Consider the following 16372-nt stretch of genomic DNA (forward strand, 5'->3'; position numbering starts at 1 on the left):
CCCATTCTCCTTCCATTTCCCGAAAAGAACGGGAATTCATGCAACGTCGCGAATCCATCCTGAACACGGCGCTGACCCTGTTTGCGGAAAAGGGTTTTCATAAGGTTTCCATGAGCGAGATCGCCAAGGATTCGGAATTTTCCGTAGGATCCCTATACAACTTCTTTCCCAACAAAGAAGCCCTTTACAAAGCCATGATCCTTGAAAAAACCGGCGGCATCTGCCGTCAGCTGGACAAGGTCATGCGGTATGACTGCGATGATCTCAGCAAGATATGCCGGTGGGTGGTCAGAAAAGTGGAATTGTACAGGGAAAACATCGGCATTTTCCGCCTTTTCTTTTCAGAAACCATGGGCATCAATGCCATTGTCCGGGCGCAGATATCCACCATTCTCAAAGAAAAGCAGCAAAAACTCCGGGAAGACCTCGCCACCCTCTTTGCTTCAGCCATGGAAAAGGAGCTGCTGCCCCCCATGGGCGAACCCATGGTGCTGGCAACCGCCCTGGACGGCATCTGCAATGCCCTGCTCAGCGCAGAGGAGGAAAGCGGCTTTCAGAACCCCGTGGATGCCCACACCATCTTAAAAATCTTTTTTGCCAACATCCCCCTCCCCCCGGAGATCCGGCAGGGAAAGGCATCATCCTCCCCACGCATCCGTGCGGACCGCACACGTTCCGCATCCGCGTCCTCTCTCACCGGCTGATGTGCTTTTCTTTCCTCAGTTTCCCGCAAAAAAGTGGGTTAACTCCCGGCTCTTAAAAAAAAGCCTCCCCATGGAAGTACCTCCACCGAAGGGCAAGAGGGGTTTTACGGGTATTCATTGTCGGAGTTTTCATGTCTTTGCAGGAAGTCTATCCCAAAATCCGGCCTGCCATCTTTGCCTTGGTTCCCAAATACACCCACCCCAGCCACAAAGGTGGGCTCCCCCCTGTGCTGGGAACGGGTTTTTTTGTCCGCGAAGATGGCCTTGCCATGACCAATGCCCATGTCATTGAAGCCTTCCGAGAAGTTTTCCGCCCAGAGGATGCTCCGGAAAAGGACTGGCCGGTCCAGGGACTTTTTTTTGTGCGCAAGGATGAAGAGATCCTCGCCATGCGGGTGGATGTCCTGGCTGTCATCGGTTTGGGATCCTTTCTCATGAATTTTCCCGGCAGATCTTCTGCTCCGGACGTCGGACTTGTGCAGATGGATGTGTCTTCCGTACCCTTTTTATCCTTAAACCCCCAAACCGAACTGCAAGAGGGGATGGAGGTGGCCACCGCAGGCTTTCCATCGGGAAGAAGGGCTCTGGAAAGCCCCGGCGGTCTTCAGCTCGGTCCTACCCTGCAAAGGGGCATTGTCAGCGCCCTTCTACCCTTTCCGGGTCCCAGACCCCAGGCCTTTTCCGTCAATATCATGACCCATGGTGGTGCCAGCGGGTCACCGGTTTTTGATCCCAGAAACGGAAGCCTTCTGGGAATTCTCTTCTCCAGCCTCCAGGATGTGGGAAGCCTGGACCAGGGCAGGGATACCTATGCCATGCCCACCACCATCACCTATGCCCTGCCTTCCTCCTATCTCCTGCGGGTGATGGAAATGGCTCCTTCTGTCCTCCGCTCCACGCCCTCCTTCGACCAGCGCATTACCGGAATAAAAACATAAGCCTTCTTTCAAGCCCTTCCTTCTCCATTCCCCTCCGCCCCAGTGCAAAAAAAAAGCCCCTGTCAGCACAGGGACGTGCTGGCAGGGGCCGCAAGAGAGGGTCAGATTCTTTTAAAAAAAAGACCTTTTTCCCTGTTTTTCAGAGGTGATCCGGGCTTGGAAGGCCGCTTTCTTCCGCAGGAACCCTGCGCACCCAGAAAACCGCGCCAACCCCGAGAATCAGAATGCCCGCAAGCAGTCCCGCCCCCACACTGCCGGTGAAGCCCATGACAAGATATCCCAGGGCCGCAACGCCAGCGGTGAGCAGGGCATAGGGCAGCTGGGTCATCACATGGTCCATATGATGGCAGGACGCGCCTGTGGAACTCAGTATGGTGGTATCGGAAATGGGAGAGCAATGATCCCCCAGAACCGCACCTGCAAGCACGGCCGCAAGGATGGGTAAAAGCAGTTCGGGTGCAACCCTTGCCGCAATATCTCCGGCAATGGGAAGCATGATGCCAAAGGTACCCCAGCTGGTTCCCGTGGCAAAGGCCATGGCCCCTGAGATCAGAAACACAAGAACGGGAATCAGGGCCACGGGAATGGCACCATCCATAAGACCTGCAAGGTAAGTTCCCGTCTGCACGGCCTTGATGATCACAATGATGGTCCAGGCAAAGAGCAGAATCCAGATGGCAGGCAGCATGGCCCGGGTACCGCTTAAAACGGCTTCCCCATAGACCCGCGCCGGATGACCCGCCATGCACATGCGGCCAAAGGTAAGGGCCAGACCGGCCAGACCGCCATACAGGAGGGATTTTGCCACATCCGTATTTTCAAAGGCGCCAAGCAGGGAAAAAGGCGCATCCTCCAGGGCCTGGGCGCCTGTCCAGATCATGGCCGCTGTGGTAGCAATGATGAGCACAAGGATGGGCTGAATGAGGTCCTGCACAGACCCTTTGCCCCCATCGTCCACAGACTCTATGTTTCCTGCAATGGGAGGTCGTTTCGGGTCATAGAGCTGCCCCTCTGCGGCCCTTTCCTCATGCACCCGCATCGCTCCGAAATCACGGCCTGTCCAGGCAATGAAAAAAACCAGCATGATGGAGAAAATGGCATAATAATTCATGGGGATCATGGCTATGAAAGCGCCAAGGGGGGTATGGGGAACCACAAAGGCATGGGCTGTGAATACCCCGCCGATGAGGGCGATGATATAGGCTCCCCAGCTGGACACCGGAGAAATGACACAGATGGGCGCTGCGGTGGAATCCAGCAGGTAGGCGAGCTTGGCCCTGGACACACCATGGCGGTCTGTCACAGGCCTCGATATGGAACCCACGGCAAGGCTGTTGAAATAATCGTCAATGAAAATAAAAACCCCAAGGGCCGCGGTGAGAATACGGGCTCCCCTTCTGGATCCCACCCGTGCCATGGCCCACTCTCCAAAGGCGCGGCTGCCGCCGGAAAGGGCAATGGCACGGGTCATGATACCCAGAAGAATGAGAAAAAGGATAATGAACACATTCCAGGTATTCAGCGCATCGTCTTCCCATACCAGAGAAAGGATGGTGCTTCCCAGGTAGGTCAGGGTGGCGATGGGAGAAAAGCCGCAGAGCATAAAAGCTCCCACCCCAATCCCAAGCCCGAGGGAAATCAGCACCCTGCGGGTCAGTACGGCCAGTACGATGGCAATGACCGGAGGCAGAAGGGACCATGCCGATGTTTCATAGCTCAGAAGTTCCATAAGTTTAACCTACGAAGCCGCCCCACAGCGGCCCCGTCCTTTCCGTCAGAGAAGTCGGGATGGAAATATGATCCGTTCATAAGAAAAATCCGCCCAAACCGGGGCCGCGCCCTCTGGAGGCCGGACGCGGCCCTCGGTTTTTTTAAACACATCCTTACATATCCGCTCTTTCGCCCCCAATGCTCAGGCGACTTTCAGTTTTCTTTCCAATCGTGCAAGGAGCTGGGAAATGATGAAGGTGAGAAAAAGATAAATAAGAGCCGCCCCCACGAGAAACTGCACATAATCGTAGTAACGCGCTCCCATCACCCTGGCCGAATACATGAGCTCCCCAGCCCCGATAACGGAAACCAGGGAAGAATCCTTAAGCAGGATGATCACCTCATTGCCAAGGGGCGGAATGATTTTCCGGAAAGCCTGGGGCAAAATAATATACCGCATGGCCTGGCTGTGGGTCATGCCCAGAGACCGCGCCGCTTCCATCTGCCCCCTGGCAACGCCCTCAATGCCCGAACGCACGATTTCCGCCACATAGGCCCCGGAGTTAAAGCCCAGGGCGATCACCCCAGCGGCCAGAGGATCCGGCGTCATGCTGTTTCCGGTGAGCGCCATGTAAAGCTGGGGCACCCCGAAATACACGAAAAAAATCTGCAAAAGCATGGGGGTTCCACGCAGCACATAGACATAAACGCCGCTGATACTCCGGAAAATCCGATTATGGGAAACCCGGCCTATCCCGGCGATGCAGCCCAGCAGAAATCCCAGCAGAACGGCCCCAAAGGTGAGCTGAATGGTTACAACCGCCCCTTTGACCAGAAACATACGATGCTGCCAGAGCAGCGCAAAATCCAGCTCCATACCCTCTTCTTACCCCTATTCCCCGTATCGAAAAAAAACTTCTTGCCTTCGCACCCTTCAGGGACAAAAAGCCTTGTGTCCGGCTTACACGCCCCACTTCTTACGCAGTTCTTCCAGCTTTCCGCTCGCTTCCACCTTTTCCAGGGCCGCATTCAGGGCATCCAGGAATTCCGGGCATCCCTTGCGCACCACAGCCGCCACTTCCTCGTAATTGAGGGGCTCGTCCAGCTGGGCAAAGCCGAATTTTTCCACGTAATTTTCCGCAATGGCCACATCCAGCACAGCCCCCTGGGCCGCCTTGTTCCGCAGCATCATCACCGCCGTGCTGGCGTCATCCACAATGCGGGCCGTAGCCCCTTCAATGGCCTGGGCCGCATCCGCGCTGGTGGAGCCAATCTGGGCAGAAACCACCTTGCCCTTGAGGTCTGCCACCGTCCGGATGCCCGAATCCGGATTGACGATCACCACCTGGCCGCTCTTGTAGTAAGGACGGGTGAAATCCACGCTCTGCTTGCGCTCTTCCGTAACAGAAAAACTCGACATCCCCAGATGAACCTGTCCGCTGCGCACGGCAATGAGGATGGAATCAAAACCCATGCCCTGGAATCTCACCTCAAGCCCCATTTCCGCAGCCATGGCGCGGATCAGGTCGATATCAAAACCCACGATGTTTCCCTTGTCGTCAATGCTTTCAAAGGGGGGGTAATCGGGGCTTGTGCCCACCGTGAAAAAACCAGCGGCCTGAATCTGCTGCCAGGTGCGGCATTCCGCCATGGCCATGGAAGTCCAGGCCAGCGCCATCAGGGCCAGTACAACAATTTTCAATGCATGCCTTGCCATTTTGCCTCCTCCGCGTTTTTACCTTTCTGGATTCACGTATGGATCGTGCGCGCCCCAAACCCGTCCTTTCTGATTCACGCTCACGCCTTCCTCCGGCCTTTGCCCCTTGGGGCAACGCTCCCGCATCCGGGTGGAAGTCAATCAGAAAGCCTTGTTTTCCGTACGTCACGCATCCCGAAAATCAGAGCCCGAGGGCTGCTGTGTAAAAGGACTTACTAAGCGTCACACAAAGAGTTGTCAAGCCACTTTCTTCTTGCGATCCGATGGGTTGCCTGAAAGGTCAGACCCTTTGGGTCCAAAAGCATTCCTGCCCACGACCTTTTCCGGTCCTTCTCCTTTTTATTTTCATCTTTGCCCAATTGATTCTTGATTTTTTTGGCCCTGCCCGTACACTTCACCCCTGAAACCATCGTCCCCTGGACAGGGGACGCCTCCCCCCCCTCTCACTTCATGGAGGTTCCATGCAGACACAGTCTCAGAATATCCTTTACACCAGCGGTCATCAGGGTACGGAGAGTGAATTCGGTCGAATGGCCGCAGAGTACGGCATACAGGAAGTGCATTTTTCCTGGTCCGGCCGCACCATTGAGCGTCACCACGCCATGCAGATCCTTGACGCAGACACCCTGGCCAAGGGCGATGTGAGCATGGAGATTGTTTCCAAACGCATGGGCCGGAGCTATTCCAGGGTGGATACCATCCGCAAGGTCATGCAGCTGCTTTTCCATACCATCAACCACGGGCATCAGGTCTTTGCCGTGGGCTGGATCATGGAAGACGGCACGGTCAAAGGGGGCACAGGCTGGGGAGTGGAGCTGGCCAAGTTCTTCAACCGCCCCCTTTCCGTCTTTGACCAGAAAGCCATGGGGTGGTTCACCTGGAAACAGACCAAATGGGAGCAAGACACCCCCCGCATCACCCACGCCACCTTTGCGGCCACGGGCACCCGGAACCTCACCGAAGAAGGCCGGGCCGCCATTGCGGATCTTTTTGCACGCTCTTTCAAAAAAGCCTGACCTTACCCTGATAACCTTCATCTCTCGGTTCCCCTCCCCGGAGGGGAGCCGGATAGGGCCTGAACGAATGACACCCACACTCCAAGATCTCATCCAGGACGTCAAAAACCACCCGGATTTTGCAAAGGCTGGCATGATTCTCTGCCATAACGGTGTGGTCCGGGAAAGCAGCAGGGACGGCAAGCGGGTAAAGGGACTGCGGGTTTTGGTGGATCACGAACGCCTTGCCCAGATCCTTGAAAGGGCAAAGACCATGCCCGGCATCGTGGATGTGCGGGTCTGGATCCAGGAGGAAAAGGATCTTCAGGTCGGCGATGACGTGATGTTCATCGTTGTGGCCGGCGACATCCGGGAGCATGTGGTGAGCACCCTGACCTCCACCCTGGAAGCCATTAAGAAAGAGGCCACCCGGAAGACCGAATACCCCTTTTAAATTTTTCAGGGGTTGATAAAACGGACTTTCGGCAAGCCCCGCCCCATCCGGCATTGCAGAAAATAAGGAGCCCCAGAATGCATGAGCTGACCCATCTGGACAAGGAAGGCCGGGTGCGCATGGTGGATGTATCGGACAAGGAGGATACCCTGCGCAGGGCCCTTGCCACGGGTCGCATCCACATGCAGCCTGGGGTTCTGCACCAGATCCTTGAAGGGCAGGGAAAAAAAGGAAACGCCCTGGAAACCGCCCGCATTGCAGGGATCATGGCTGCCAAGCGCACTGCGGAACTCATCCCCCTCTGCCATCCTCTGATGCTGACCTCCGTACGGGTGGACTTCACTCCGGACACCGAAGGCAGCAGCATCGGCATCCGCGCAGAAGTGAGAACCACGGGCAAAACCGGGGTCGAAATGGAGGCTCTCACAGCCGTGACCGTGGCGGCCCTTACCTTGTATGACATGGTCAAGGCCATGGATAAAACCATGGAAATAAACGAAATCCGGCTGATGGAAAAGGAAGGCGGTAAGTCCGGCGCCTTTATGCGGGAGCCCCTGTGAGCGATCTTCTTGTGGACGGATGTGCAAGACCTGTCACGTATCTGCGCATTTCCGTGACAGACCGCTGCAACTTTTCCTGCTGCTACTGCACTCCTTCCAAGCCCAACCCCAGGCTGAGTCATGAGGATATTCTGAGGTTTGAGGAAATCCTCACCATCGCCCGCATCGGCCTTGACCTGGGCATCCGGAAAATCCGCATTACCGGTGGAGAGCCCCTGGTCCGAAAGGGCCTTCTTCCCTTTCTCAGAACTCTGGGACAGTTGCCCGGTCTTGAACGTCTCGCCCTCACCACCAACGGTATGCTCCTGGAAGACGCCCTGCCCTTTCTCCGGGAAGCGGGTGTGCATCAGATCAACCTCAGCCTGGACACCCTGGATCCTGAAAAATTCCGGAAAATTACAGGCAAAGATGCCTTTCACGTTGTTTGGCGGGCCCTGACAGCCGCCCTGGATACGGAAGCCTTTACCCTCAAGCTCAACGCCGTGGCCCTGAGGGGGGTGAATGAGGCGGATCTGCTGCCCCTGGCCCTTCTTGCCCAGAAATGGCCCATCAGCGTCCGCTTTATCGAGGAAATGCCCATCGGCCATGCCCAGAAAAAAACAGGATCTCCCCTGCTTGTGCCTGAGATTCAGAAACACCTGATGCCACTGGGACCACTCACCCCCCTTGCCAGCGGTTTCACGGACGGACCGGCCCAGCGTTTCACCTTTCCAGGTGCAAAAGGAGAAATCGGCTTTATTCCCGCCCTCAGCCGCCATTTCTGCAAAACCTGTAACCGCCTGCGCCTCACGGCCAATGGCAGGCTGCGGCCCTGCCTGCTCTCGGACGCCTCCACGGACATCCGAACCGCCCTGCGCCAGCATGAAGACGAAAACACCCTTAAGGCGCTTTTCCACAAAAGCCTGCGTCACAAAGGCGCAGAGCATGTCTTTGAGCCCGGCGGCACAGGGCAGGTGGATACGGCCATGGCCCGCATCGGCGGATAAACAGAAAGAGGCATTCCCCATGCCTCAGCGGGATCTCTCCACACCGATACGGGGGCACATATGCGCCACAGGGCAACGGCTGCACCAGGGAGAAAGGGGACGGCAGAGCACCTGCCCAAAGGCCACAAGCATTTCGTTATAGGAGGCCCAGTATTCCAGGGGCAGGCGTTCGCGCAGGGCCATTTCTGTCTGTTCCGGCGTCTGAGTGCGCACATAGCCCAGGCGGTTTGAAATGCGATGCACATGGGTATCCACACAGATGGCGGGGATTCCATACCCCTCCACCAGCACAAGATTGGCGGTCTTCCGCCCCACACCGGGCAGCTCCAGCAGGGCCTCCATGGAGTCCGGCACCCGGCTCCCATGCTTTTCCATGAGAATCCCGCAGATTTCCACAAGACGACGGGCCTTGGTGGGATAAAACCCCACAGGAAAAATCAGCTCCCGGATGGTCTCCTCCCCCAGGGCCCGCATGGCCTCCGGGGTGTCGGCCCTTGCCAGCAGCCTGCGGGCCGCAGCTTCCGTGACCTCATCTTTGGTTCTCAAGGACAAAAGCGTGGCCACCAGCACCCCGAAGGGGCTTGCACCCGTTGCCGCCATCAGACTGATGACAGGCGCATCCCATTTCTGGTATGCCTCTGCCAGGGTTTTCATGAACGTATGAATACAAAAGGAAGAAAACAATCCCATGCCCTTTCCCGCACTTTCCGGTGGCCGGATTTTCCATGGCCTCCTCATTCTCATCTGCCTGGCCTTCGCCCTTTTCGGCATTCATGTGCTGCGCATGGCCTATCACCTGGAAGAGCCCGGCCATTTTATCCTTTTTTTCTTTGCCGCCAATTTCATCATTCTTTTCAGCCTCACCTTTGCCCTGATCTTCCTTCTCCGCATGCGGCAAACCAAAGAAAAAAATCCCCCCGCAGATGAGTGAACCTCAGAGTACGGGAGAAAAAAGCCCTGCAAAACGAACGACCACCCGGAAAAACCATTCGGGCTTTGGCAAAGCACGCCCATCCACCTCCCTGGATACCGCAAAATCCCTTTCCAGCATGTGAAGAACCCTGGCCGCAAAGGCCGCATCCGCAGTCACAAGGGTGATTTCAAAATTCAGATGAAAGGAACGATTGTCCGCATTGGCCGTACCCACCGCAGCAAAGCGGTCATCCACCAGAATCACCTTCTGGTGCAGAAAACCCGGCAGATACCGGAAGATGCGGATGCCCTCCATGGCAAGCCTTGGCAGGTACACATAACCGGCCAAGTGAACCAGGCGCACATCCGAGCGCAGGGGCAGAAGAATCCGCACGTCCACGCCCCGGAGAGCGGCCATCTGCAGGGCCTGCATCACAGCATCGTTGGGAATGAAATAGGGACTTGCGATCCAGACCCGTTTTTTCGCAGATAAAATGGCGTTCACAAAAAAAAGGGAACAGGCCTCCGGATTACAGGCGGGATCTGTGGGAAGAACCAGCACAGCCGCACCCTTCCTTTCTCCCTGGGGCCGAAGCTCCCAGTTCAGTGCAAGGGGCGTTCGTGTGGCCCAGTACCAATCGCCTTCAAACACCCGCTGCACAGCCAGCACCGCAGGGCCTTCCACTGCCATGTGGGTATCCCGCCAGCATCCGAATTTCCGGCTTTTTCCCAGATATTCCCTGCCCACATTATGGCCGCCCACAAAGGCTTTTTCACCATCCACCACCACAATTTTGCGGTGATTTCGAAAATTCAGCTGGAAACGGTTGAAAAGCCCTCGCCGGGTAAAAAAAGGACAGAAAAGTACACCCGCATCCATCAGTCGGGCGCCGTATCCTTTTTTAAGCCCCCTGCACCCGATCTCATCATAGAGAAAATACACCCGTACGCCGGACCGGGCCTTTTCCATGAGCAGCCTTTGCAGACGCCTTCCGAGGCTGTCATCCCGCACAATGAAAAACTCCAGGAGTACATAGTCCCTTGCTTCGGAAATGGCCTTGAAAATGGCTTCGAAGGTTACCTTGCCATTGATGAGGAGCTGAGGCGTATTCCCCAGGGTAAAGGGGGTTCCGGCAAGACTCTCAAAAACCCGCAAGGCGTCATCCCGGTCTTCCGGAGCAAAGGCCCGGAACGCTTCCAGCGCCGCATTCTGATCACGGACCTCCTGCATTTTTTCCTGGTATCCCTGGCTTAAGGCCTCCACATAGCCCTTGAACCTGTTCCTGCCAAACACCCAGTACAGGGGCAGAGTCAGCCAGGGAAAGGTGATGAGCGCGATCACCCAGGCCACAGCGCCCTGGGAGCTCCGCACATGCATCACCGCATGGATGGCCATCAGGATGGCCAATCCTTCCACAAGGGCGATGAAAACGGCAATGAGGGTCAGCAGCATCGCAGACCTTTCCACAAAACCGTTCCACCGGCACCCTTCCGGACTCCGGCGCGCAGCCCAAAAAGAAGGGAGATTGTAAGATTTCCTGCCTTCATCACGCCGCTCATCAGATTCCCCCCTTCAAAACACAGCAGGAACGTTTCATGGCCCTGCCTTCCATCCCACAAGCCTTGGGACCTTTGGGAAAAACCCCAAAGCCACCAAAAAAGGCACTTTATCATGTTTTCCGAAAACATCCCCCCATTACCGAAAATCCCATCCGCACAAAGGCTCTTCACCTTGGCCCGGCATGCTGCCCCCGGATCTCAGACAGAAGTTCTTCCCGCGCAGTGTGGATGACCGTGAGAATTTCCCTTCGAAAATCCTCCCGGCTGACGGCCTCTTCCAGCATGAGAAGCATCTTATCCACCGTCACCCCCGCCGCAATGCCCCCTGCGATGCCGCCCAGCACCGCACCCGCAGGCCCTCCCACAAAGGCTCCCGCAGCAGCACCTGCGGCCGCACCCGAGGCAGCTCCCGCTCCCTTGGAAGCCAGCACCTTGCCAAGGGATTTGGCGGCCAGCTTGAACGTGTTCTGCGCAGCCACCTTGCCCACGGTTTTTTTCACAACCAGCCCCGTTACCACACCAGCGGCCGCCCCTCCGGCGGTCACGCGTTTTCCAAAGGATATGGCGTCCGCATGAATGGAAAGATCCAGCACTTCCTGAAGGGATGCCCGCAGGGCCACCTCATGGGGGATCGCATTTTCCTGTTTTTCCACAAGATTTTCCGCAAGAATCCTTTCCACCGCCGCCTTGTATATCTGCAAGGCCTCTCCATGCGCCTCCAGCATACGCTGAAGGGCCGCATCCACATCGCGGAAAGGATCCCCATGCATGAGATGGGCCTCCAGCTTCCGGATCATGTAGGTTTCAAGCTTTCCGATGAGAAGCCTGCCCATACGACCGTACTCCGCAGGCAGGCTGTAATACCAGTCCAGATACCGCTCCACATTGACCTCCATCCGGTCAAAGGCACGATCCACCTGCCCTTCCAGATGCACAAGGGAAAGCTCCACCCGGTGCAGGGCCTCCAGGCGGGCTTCGCGCAGCGCATCCAGGGTACCCTCCCGGAAATAACGGGCGTCAATTTCCTCCACCCGAAGCACAAAGATCGCCTCTGCCTCCTGCCGGGTCCGGCCCAGCTCCGGATGCTGACGCAAGATCCATTCAAGCCCCACCATGGCGGGAAGGTAACAGAAGAAAACAACAAAAACCCCCATGGCACTGAACACCGCCACCTGAACAGGGGTTGCCTGTGGGGGGATATCAGCGTCGGAGAGGCTTCCCCATACCCTGCGGAACTCCCGACCCGGAATGAGAAAACAGGAAAGCATGGCGCAGACATTGAAAAAAAAGACCCCTCCTCCCAGAAGCAGAAGAAAAAGGGTAAACCCCACATCCCCACCCCCCATACGCCCCGCAAGGTAGAGTCTTGCCCCTTCATAGGCCGCAAAAAACTGGGTCAGCTCATGGAAAAGCACACTGTCCCCCATGGCGGGAAGGGTTTTTCTCTGCACCTCTATGGCTTCCTCCAGGGAAGCCAGGCCCGGCTCTCCTCCAAAGGCGTAAAGGAGCAGACCGTAGAGAATGAGAAGAAGAAAGGGCGCTGTCCTCCGGGCCCAGACAAGGGCCGTTGCCGTCACAAGCCAGGGCTTCAGCTCCGGGCGGAGAATTCTCCGCACGAAAAGAAAAACCATGCCCAAGATCGGCAAGGCTGAAAAGAGAACCAGCCATTCCAGAAACGTGCAGAACCGGAACTGGATCAGAAGAAAAAATGACGAAGGGATGGCCCAGAGGGCCCAGAAAACCAGCCTGAAAAACCTGCGGGAAAAAATCCGGTGCAGCCAGCCTCCGGGCCTGAAAAAGACAAGGCTCCGGATCTGACGCACGGTTCCGAGATAAAAGCCACTGACCACAACGGGCAGACTGAAAAGAAAAACCGCCAGCACGAAAAACCAGAACGCCTGGTATGCCACTTCCCATGACACAAAGACCAGTACAGCCCCCAGGGCCACTCCCTTCAGAAAATAAGCGGGCATGGAAACCCTCAGGCCCGCTGCAAGATCTTCCATCATGTCCTTTCCCTGCATAAAGACGAGTCTGCGAATGTTTTGCAAGCGAATCTGTCTCCCGTAGCAGATTTCATCGCATGCTGTCGAGGCAAATGGAAAGGGCCGTGGGAAACAGGTACAGACTCACAAAAGGCGGGGGGCGGGATGGTAGATCTTTTGAAAAGACGGAACAGCAGGGGCATACAGGAGGATAGGATGCGTCTCAAACCCCTTGATCAGGGCCGTTTTACGATTGCCTGAACGATTCCGCCCCTCATCCAAAACAAAAAAGGCTTACAGCCTTAAGCTGTAAACCCTTGGTTCCCAATGGCGCGCCCGGAGGGATTCGAACCCCCGGCCTGCGGATTCGAAGTCCGACGCTCTATCCAGCTGAGCTACGGGCGCAGAAGAAAGTTTATGGGGTGAGTAGAGGGGCTCGAACCCTCGACCCCAAGGACCACAACCTTGTGCTCTGCCAACTGAGCTATACCCACCACAAAAATCGAAAGACTCTCTACCAGGACGCCATAAAAAGGGCAAGCCTTTTTTTCTGTTTTCAGGAAAAAATAAAAGAATGCTGAAAGGAAATGTTGACCCCGAAGGCCTTATGCTCTAATTCTAACGGGATTCCATGGCAGGAGCCCGCCCTCCTGCCCGACAGCAGATGGGGGTAAGCCCTCATCCCCGACCACAGCAACGCTTCCCTGGGAGTGAGAAGAGTCTTGAAAGAAATTATTCTGGGTACGGCCGGTCACATTGACCATGGAAAAACCAGCCTTGTCCGCGCCCTCACAGGAACGGATACGGACCGGCTCAAGGAAGAAAAAAAACGCGGCATCACCATTGAGCTGGGCTTTGCCGCCCTGGATCTTCCCGATGGCAGGCGTCTTGGGGTTGTGGATGTTCCGGGTCATGAAAAGTTTGTCAAGAACATGGTGGCAGGGGCTTCAGGTATCGACATCGTGGCCATGGTCATTGCTGCGGATGAGGGAATCATGCCGCAAACCCGTGAGCATCTTGAAATCTGCTCTCTCCTGGGCATCCGCCATGGCCTGGTGGTGCTGACCAAAAGGGACATGGTGGACGAAGACTGGCTGGACATGGTCACCGAAGATGTGCGGGATTTTCTTTCAGAAAGCTTTCTGTCCGAAGCGCCCATCATCCCGGTCTCCTCCCATACAGGGGAGGGCATGGAAGAGCTCATCGCCGCCATCTCACAGCTGGCTTCCCTGGTTCCGGACATCCGGAACACGACGGTCTTCCGCCTGCCCGTGGATCGGGTTTTCACCATGAAAGGCTTTGGCACGGTCATCACAGGCACCCTCATCTCCGGTTCCGTGAGCACGGGCGATACGGTGATGGTCTACCCCGCCCTCACCCAGTCCCGGGTGCGCGGGCTTCAGGTTCACAATCAAAGCGTTCAGACCGCCGTGTGCGGCCAGAGAACGGCCATGAACTTTCAGGGGCTCGATCTTTCGGAAGTGCAGAGAGGCGATGTCATTGCCCCGCCGGACGCCTTAAAAAACACCTTCATGGTGGATACGGACTTTCAGTACCTTTCCAGCAATGAAAAACCGCTTAAAAACCGCACACGGGTGCGCTTTCATGCGGGCACCAGCGAAATCACGGCTCTGGCCATTCTCCTGGACAGGGACAGCATGGCTCCGGGCGAAAAGGGGCCTGTGCAGTTCCGTTTCGACACCCCCATGGTCTGCGTCCGGGATGACCGCTATGTGGTGCGCTCCTATTCCCCTGTGCGCACCATCGGTGGAGGGGCCATCCTCAACCCCGTGCCCCAGAAGCACAAGCGCTTTCAGGAAAAAATCATCTCCGGCCTCAGTCATCTCAGTGAGGCGGGCGGCGAGGAGGCCGCAGCCTTCCACCTGCTCCAGGCCGGACCTTCGGGTGCCACCATGTCAGACCTCAGGCTGGTCACCAATCTTTCAGAAAAACAGCTCACAACGGTTCTGCAGAAACTTCTTTCCGCCAGAATCATCCTTGTGACCGACAAGGAGGCCAAAGCCTATATTCACGGCGAGGTCTTCGCCCAGCTCTGCAGCTTTGCCACAGATTATCTCTCCGAATATCACAGAATGCACCCCCTGAAAGAAGGGATCTCCAAGGAAGAGCTGAAAAGCAAGTTTCCCGCCTACATCCAGGGCAGGCTCTTAAACCAGGTACTCAACCAGCTTGTCAAAGACGGAGAAATGGTTCAGCAAGGGGATCTGGTCCGGCTCAGCAGCCACAAGGTGGCGCTTCAGGTGGATCAGGAAGCCCTGCGCAGTCAGATCCTCCGGATCTATCAGGAGGCCGGTATCACACCGCCCTATTTCCGGGAAATCATCCGGAACCTGGATCAGGCCCAGGCCCAGGCCGCTCCCGATGTCATGCAGATTCTCATACGGGAAAAGGAAATGGTCCGGGTTAAAGAGGATCTTTTCTTTCCCCGGCCTGTTCTGGAAGAGCTTCAGAAAAAGGTCATTGATTTTCTGCTTCAGAACGACGATATGAACCCCACACAATTTAAGGATGTCTGTGGTGGCATTGCCCGCAAATATGTGATACCGCTCATGGAATATTTCGACGGCACACAGCTTACCATCCGGGTCGGGGACACACGCAAGCTCCGCAAGCGCGATATCCGGGAAGTCTGATTACAGGAAAAAGGCCCGCCCAGAAAACCCAATACCCATGAAGGACAGGTTCATGCACAAAGATCAGGAAACCAAAACGCCATCATCCGCATCTTCAGACACCAAAAGCCTCAGCCCCCGGCACATCGGTGCGGTGATTTTTTTCACTCTCTTTGGCCTGTGGCTTCTCATCACCCTTGTGGGCCTCATGAGTTCCGGCCCCAAAACCCTCAACCCGGATCAGGCCCAGGCTCCGTATACGGCACCCGCCATGGATCTCGAAGGCAACAACCGTCTTGTGCGGCCCGGTGATGAAGGCCATGTGGCCGTTGCCCCGGTCCGGGAAACGGACGCGTCCATGCCCATCCCTGCCACTGCCGCCAAAACCCAGACCTCTCCGAGTACCCCCCATGCAGGCATTTCCGGCTCTGGAGGCCATCCCAATGTGGTGGGCTGGACCTTTGTGGAAGCCGCCCAGAAACCCATGCGCTATGAACTGTACGATCGTTTCTGGGGATGGCGTCCCAATGATCTCATCCGTCCCACGGACAACGTGAACAACTTCCAGCTCGGAACCCTGGAGGTCACCCGCCGCACAGCGGTCAAGCTTGCCGAAGATATTTCCCGCACAGGCAGCACGGCCTCCTTTGACCCCAACCTGGAAAACGCCATGAACTGGTTTATGATTCGACCCACCAAGTTCTGGTTTCCATCCGCAGAATCCAAATACAAGGCGGGTCTCAAGGAATTATCCCTTTACCAGGAAAAACTTGTGGAGGGCAGAGCCAACTTCTACAACCGTTCCGACAACCTCATTCCCCTGCTCATCGCCTACAAGAACCTTCTTGGAAGCTGCAACGACAACCTGATCAAAACCCATGAAAGCAACGGCAGCCCCGTGAGCTTTTTCAAGGCAGACGATTATTTCTATTATTCCAAAGGGGTTACCAGCGCCATGGGCACCGTTCTGGAAGCCATAGAGCATGACTTCTATCCCATGCTCCAGAGCCGTGGCGGCCTCGAAACCCTGCGCCGGGCCATCCAGTCCTGCAAATACGCCAATGACATTGATCCCATCGTCATCCTTAACAGCGATCTGAGCGGCATCTTCGCCAATCACAGGGCCAACCTCGCCACCCACGTCTCCCTGGCTCGCTTTTATATTGGTGTGCTCATCACCACCCTTTCCACCTGATCAGAAAACCTGCACCCATGCAC

At 56.3% G+C, this 16372-nt stretch carries 15 protein-coding genes and 2 tRNA genes; 9 read left to right on the forward strand and 8 right to left on the reverse strand.

Annotated features, from left to right (window positions below; translation table 11 throughout):
* The first annotated feature begins 38 nt into the window (after nucleotides 1-38).
* Together RBR60_RS04185 and RBR60_RS04190 are read left to right on the forward strand one after the other, a co-directional pair.
* A complete protein-coding gene (locus tag RBR60_RS04185; RefSeq protein WP_320354623.1) occupies nucleotides 39-704 on the forward strand; it encodes a TetR/AcrR family transcriptional regulator in 666 nt (221 codons plus the stop codon).
* Nucleotides 705-835: 131 nt separating this feature from the next.
* Nucleotides 836-1642 carry a serine protease gene (locus RBR60_RS04190; protein WP_320354624.1) on the forward strand — a complete coding sequence of 269 codons (807 nt, stop codon included), beginning with the start codon at nucleotides 836-838 and terminating at the stop codon, nucleotides 1640-1642.
* A gap of 139 nt (nucleotides 1643-1781) precedes the next feature.
* On the opposite strand, the gene RBR60_RS04195 is transcribed toward RBR60_RS04190, so the two are convergent.
* The 3 genes from RBR60_RS04195 to RBR60_RS04205 form a co-directional block, all read right to left on the reverse strand.
* Nucleotides 1782-3371, reverse strand: coding sequence for a Na+/H+ antiporter NhaC family protein (locus tag RBR60_RS04195; RefSeq protein ID WP_320354625.1), 1590 nt, complete (start codon nucleotides 3369-3371; stop codon nucleotides 1782-1784).
* 183 nt (nucleotides 3372-3554) lie between these two features.
* Nucleotides 3555-4229, reverse strand: a complete 675-nt coding sequence (locus RBR60_RS04200; protein WP_320354626.1) for an amino acid ABC transporter permease — start codon at nucleotides 4227-4229, stop codon at nucleotides 3555-3557.
* A gap of 84 nt (nucleotides 4230-4313) precedes the next feature.
* Nucleotides 4314-5069, reverse strand: a complete 756-nt coding sequence (locus RBR60_RS04205) for a basic amino acid ABC transporter substrate-binding protein (RefSeq protein ID WP_320354627.1) — start codon at nucleotides 5067-5069, stop codon at nucleotides 4314-4316.
* Between the two features lie 461 nt (nucleotides 5070-5530).
* Here RBR60_RS04205 and RBR60_RS04210 point away from each other — a divergent pair, with 461 nt between their 5' ends.
* The 4 genes from RBR60_RS04210 to moaA all read left to right on the forward strand — a co-directional run bounded on the left by RBR60_RS04210 (nucleotide 5531) and on the right by moaA (nucleotide 8064).
* Nucleotides 5531-6085: a hypothetical protein gene (locus RBR60_RS04210; RefSeq protein WP_320354628.1), complete on the forward strand. Its 555-nt coding sequence runs from the start codon at nucleotides 5531-5533 to the stop codon at nucleotides 6083-6085.
* Nucleotides 6086-6152: 67 nt separating this feature from the next.
* Entirely contained in the window at nucleotides 6153-6518 is a 366-nt protein-coding gene (locus RBR60_RS04215; protein WP_320354629.1) for a molybdenum cofactor biosynthesis protein MoaE, read from the forward strand.
* A gap of 77 nt (nucleotides 6519-6595) precedes the next feature.
* Nucleotides 6596-7078, forward strand: coding sequence for a cyclic pyranopterin monophosphate synthase MoaC (gene moaC, locus RBR60_RS04220; protein WP_320354630.1), 483 nt, complete (start codon nucleotides 6596-6598; stop codon nucleotides 7076-7078).
* A complete protein-coding gene (gene moaA / locus RBR60_RS04225) occupies nucleotides 7075-8064 on the forward strand; it encodes a GTP 3',8-cyclase MoaA (RefSeq protein ID WP_320354631.1) in 990 nt (329 codons plus the stop codon). The genes moaC and moaA overlap by 4 nt, the downstream gene beginning before the upstream one ends.
* A 24-nt stretch (nucleotides 8065-8088) precedes the next feature.
* On the opposite strand, the gene RBR60_RS04230 is transcribed toward moaA, so the two are convergent.
* On the reverse strand, nucleotides 8089-8754 hold the full coding sequence (locus RBR60_RS04230; protein WP_320354632.1) for an endonuclease III: 666 nt from the start codon (nucleotides 8752-8754) through the stop codon (nucleotides 8089-8091).
* Between RBR60_RS04230 and RBR60_RS04235 the strand changes: the two genes are divergently transcribed.
* Nucleotides 8753-8995 carry a hypothetical protein gene (locus RBR60_RS04235; protein ID WP_320354633.1) on the forward strand — a complete coding sequence of 81 codons (243 nt, stop codon included), beginning with the start codon at nucleotides 8753-8755 and terminating at the stop codon, nucleotides 8993-8995. The two genes, RBR60_RS04230 and RBR60_RS04235, sit on opposite strands and share 2 nt — an antisense overlap.
* Nucleotides 8996-8998: 3 nt before the next feature.
* Here RBR60_RS04235 and cls read toward each other — a convergent pair whose 3' ends face one another.
* From cls to RBR60_RS04255, 4 genes are all read right to left on the reverse strand, one after another.
* Nucleotides 8999-10444: a cardiolipin synthase gene (gene cls / locus RBR60_RS04240; RefSeq protein WP_320354634.1), complete on the reverse strand. Its 1446-nt coding sequence runs from the start codon at nucleotides 10442-10444 to the stop codon at nucleotides 8999-9001.
* 259 nt (nucleotides 10445-10703) lie between these two features.
* Nucleotides 10704-12545: a hypothetical protein gene (locus RBR60_RS04245; protein WP_320354635.1), complete on the reverse strand. Its 1842-nt coding sequence runs from the start codon at nucleotides 12543-12545 to the stop codon at nucleotides 10704-10706.
* 304 nt (nucleotides 12546-12849) lie between these two features.
* Nucleotides 12850-12926, reverse strand: a tRNA-Arg gene (locus tag RBR60_RS04250).
* Nucleotides 12927-12939: 13 nt separating this feature from the next.
* A tRNA-His gene (locus RBR60_RS04255) sits at nucleotides 12940-13015 on the reverse strand.
* Between the two features lie 228 nt (nucleotides 13016-13243).
* On the opposite strand from RBR60_RS04255, the gene selB reads away from it, so the two are divergent.
* Nucleotides 13244-15175: a selenocysteine-specific translation elongation factor gene (gene selB / locus RBR60_RS04260; protein WP_320354636.1), complete on the forward strand. Its 1932-nt coding sequence runs from the start codon at nucleotides 13244-13246 to the stop codon at nucleotides 15173-15175.
* Between the two features lie 52 nt (nucleotides 15176-15227).
* A complete protein-coding gene (locus RBR60_RS04265; protein WP_320354637.1) occupies nucleotides 15228-16349 on the forward strand; it encodes a DUF2333 family protein in 1122 nt (373 codons plus the stop codon).
* The last annotated feature ends 23 nt before the right edge of the window (nucleotides 16350-16372 follow it).

It is taken from the genome of Desulfobotulus sp. (assembly GCF_034006065.1).
GTDB lineage: Bacteria > Desulfobacterota > Desulfobacteria > Desulfobacterales > ASO4-4 > Desulfobotulus.

What these genes read in the sequence shown, in the direction of transcription:
- RBR60_RS04245 (WP_320354635.1), bottom strand. Translation starts at nt 12,545, where the DNA reads ATGATGGAAGATCTTGCAGCGGGCCTGAGGGTTTCCATGCCCGCTTAT.
- moaC (WP_320354630.1), top strand. Translation starts at nt 6,596, where the DNA reads ATGCATGAGCTGACCCATCTGGACAAGGAAGGCCGGGTGCGCATGGTG.
- RBR60_RS04265 (WP_320354637.1), top strand. Translation starts at nt 15,228, where the DNA reads ATGCACAAAGATCAGGAAACCAAAACGCCATCATCCGCATCTTCAGAC.
- RBR60_RS04210 (WP_320354628.1), top strand. Translation starts at nt 5,531, where the DNA reads ATGCAGACACAGTCTCAGAATATCCTTTACACCAGCGGTCATCAGGGT.
- RBR60_RS04200 (WP_320354626.1), bottom strand. Translation starts at nt 4,229, where the DNA reads ATGGAGCTGGATTTTGCGCTGCTCTGGCAGCATCGTATGTTTCTGGTC.
- RBR60_RS04185 (WP_320354623.1), top strand. Translation starts at nt 39, where the DNA reads ATGCAACGTCGCGAATCCATCCTGAACACGGCGCTGACCCTGTTTGCG.
- RBR60_RS04215 (WP_320354629.1), top strand. Translation starts at nt 6,153, where the DNA reads ATGACACCCACACTCCAAGATCTCATCCAGGACGTCAAAAACCACCCG.
- RBR60_RS04195 (WP_320354625.1), bottom strand. Translation starts at nt 3,371, where the DNA reads ATGGAACTTCTGAGCTATGAAACATCGGCATGGTCCCTTCTGCCTCCG.
- RBR60_RS04205 (WP_320354627.1), bottom strand. Translation starts at nt 5,069, where the DNA reads ATGGCAAGGCATGCATTGAAAATTGTTGTACTGGCCCTGATGGCGCTG.
- RBR60_RS04230 (WP_320354632.1), bottom strand. Translation starts at nt 8,754, where the DNA reads ATGGGATTGTTTTCTTCCTTTTGTATTCATACGTTCATGAAAACCCTG.
- RBR60_RS04235 (WP_320354633.1), top strand. Translation starts at nt 8,753, where the DNA reads ATGCCCTTTCCCGCACTTTCCGGTGGCCGGATTTTCCATGGCCTCCTC.
- RBR60_RS04190 (WP_320354624.1), top strand. Translation starts at nt 836, where the DNA reads ATGTCTTTGCAGGAAGTCTATCCCAAAATCCGGCCTGCCATCTTTGCC.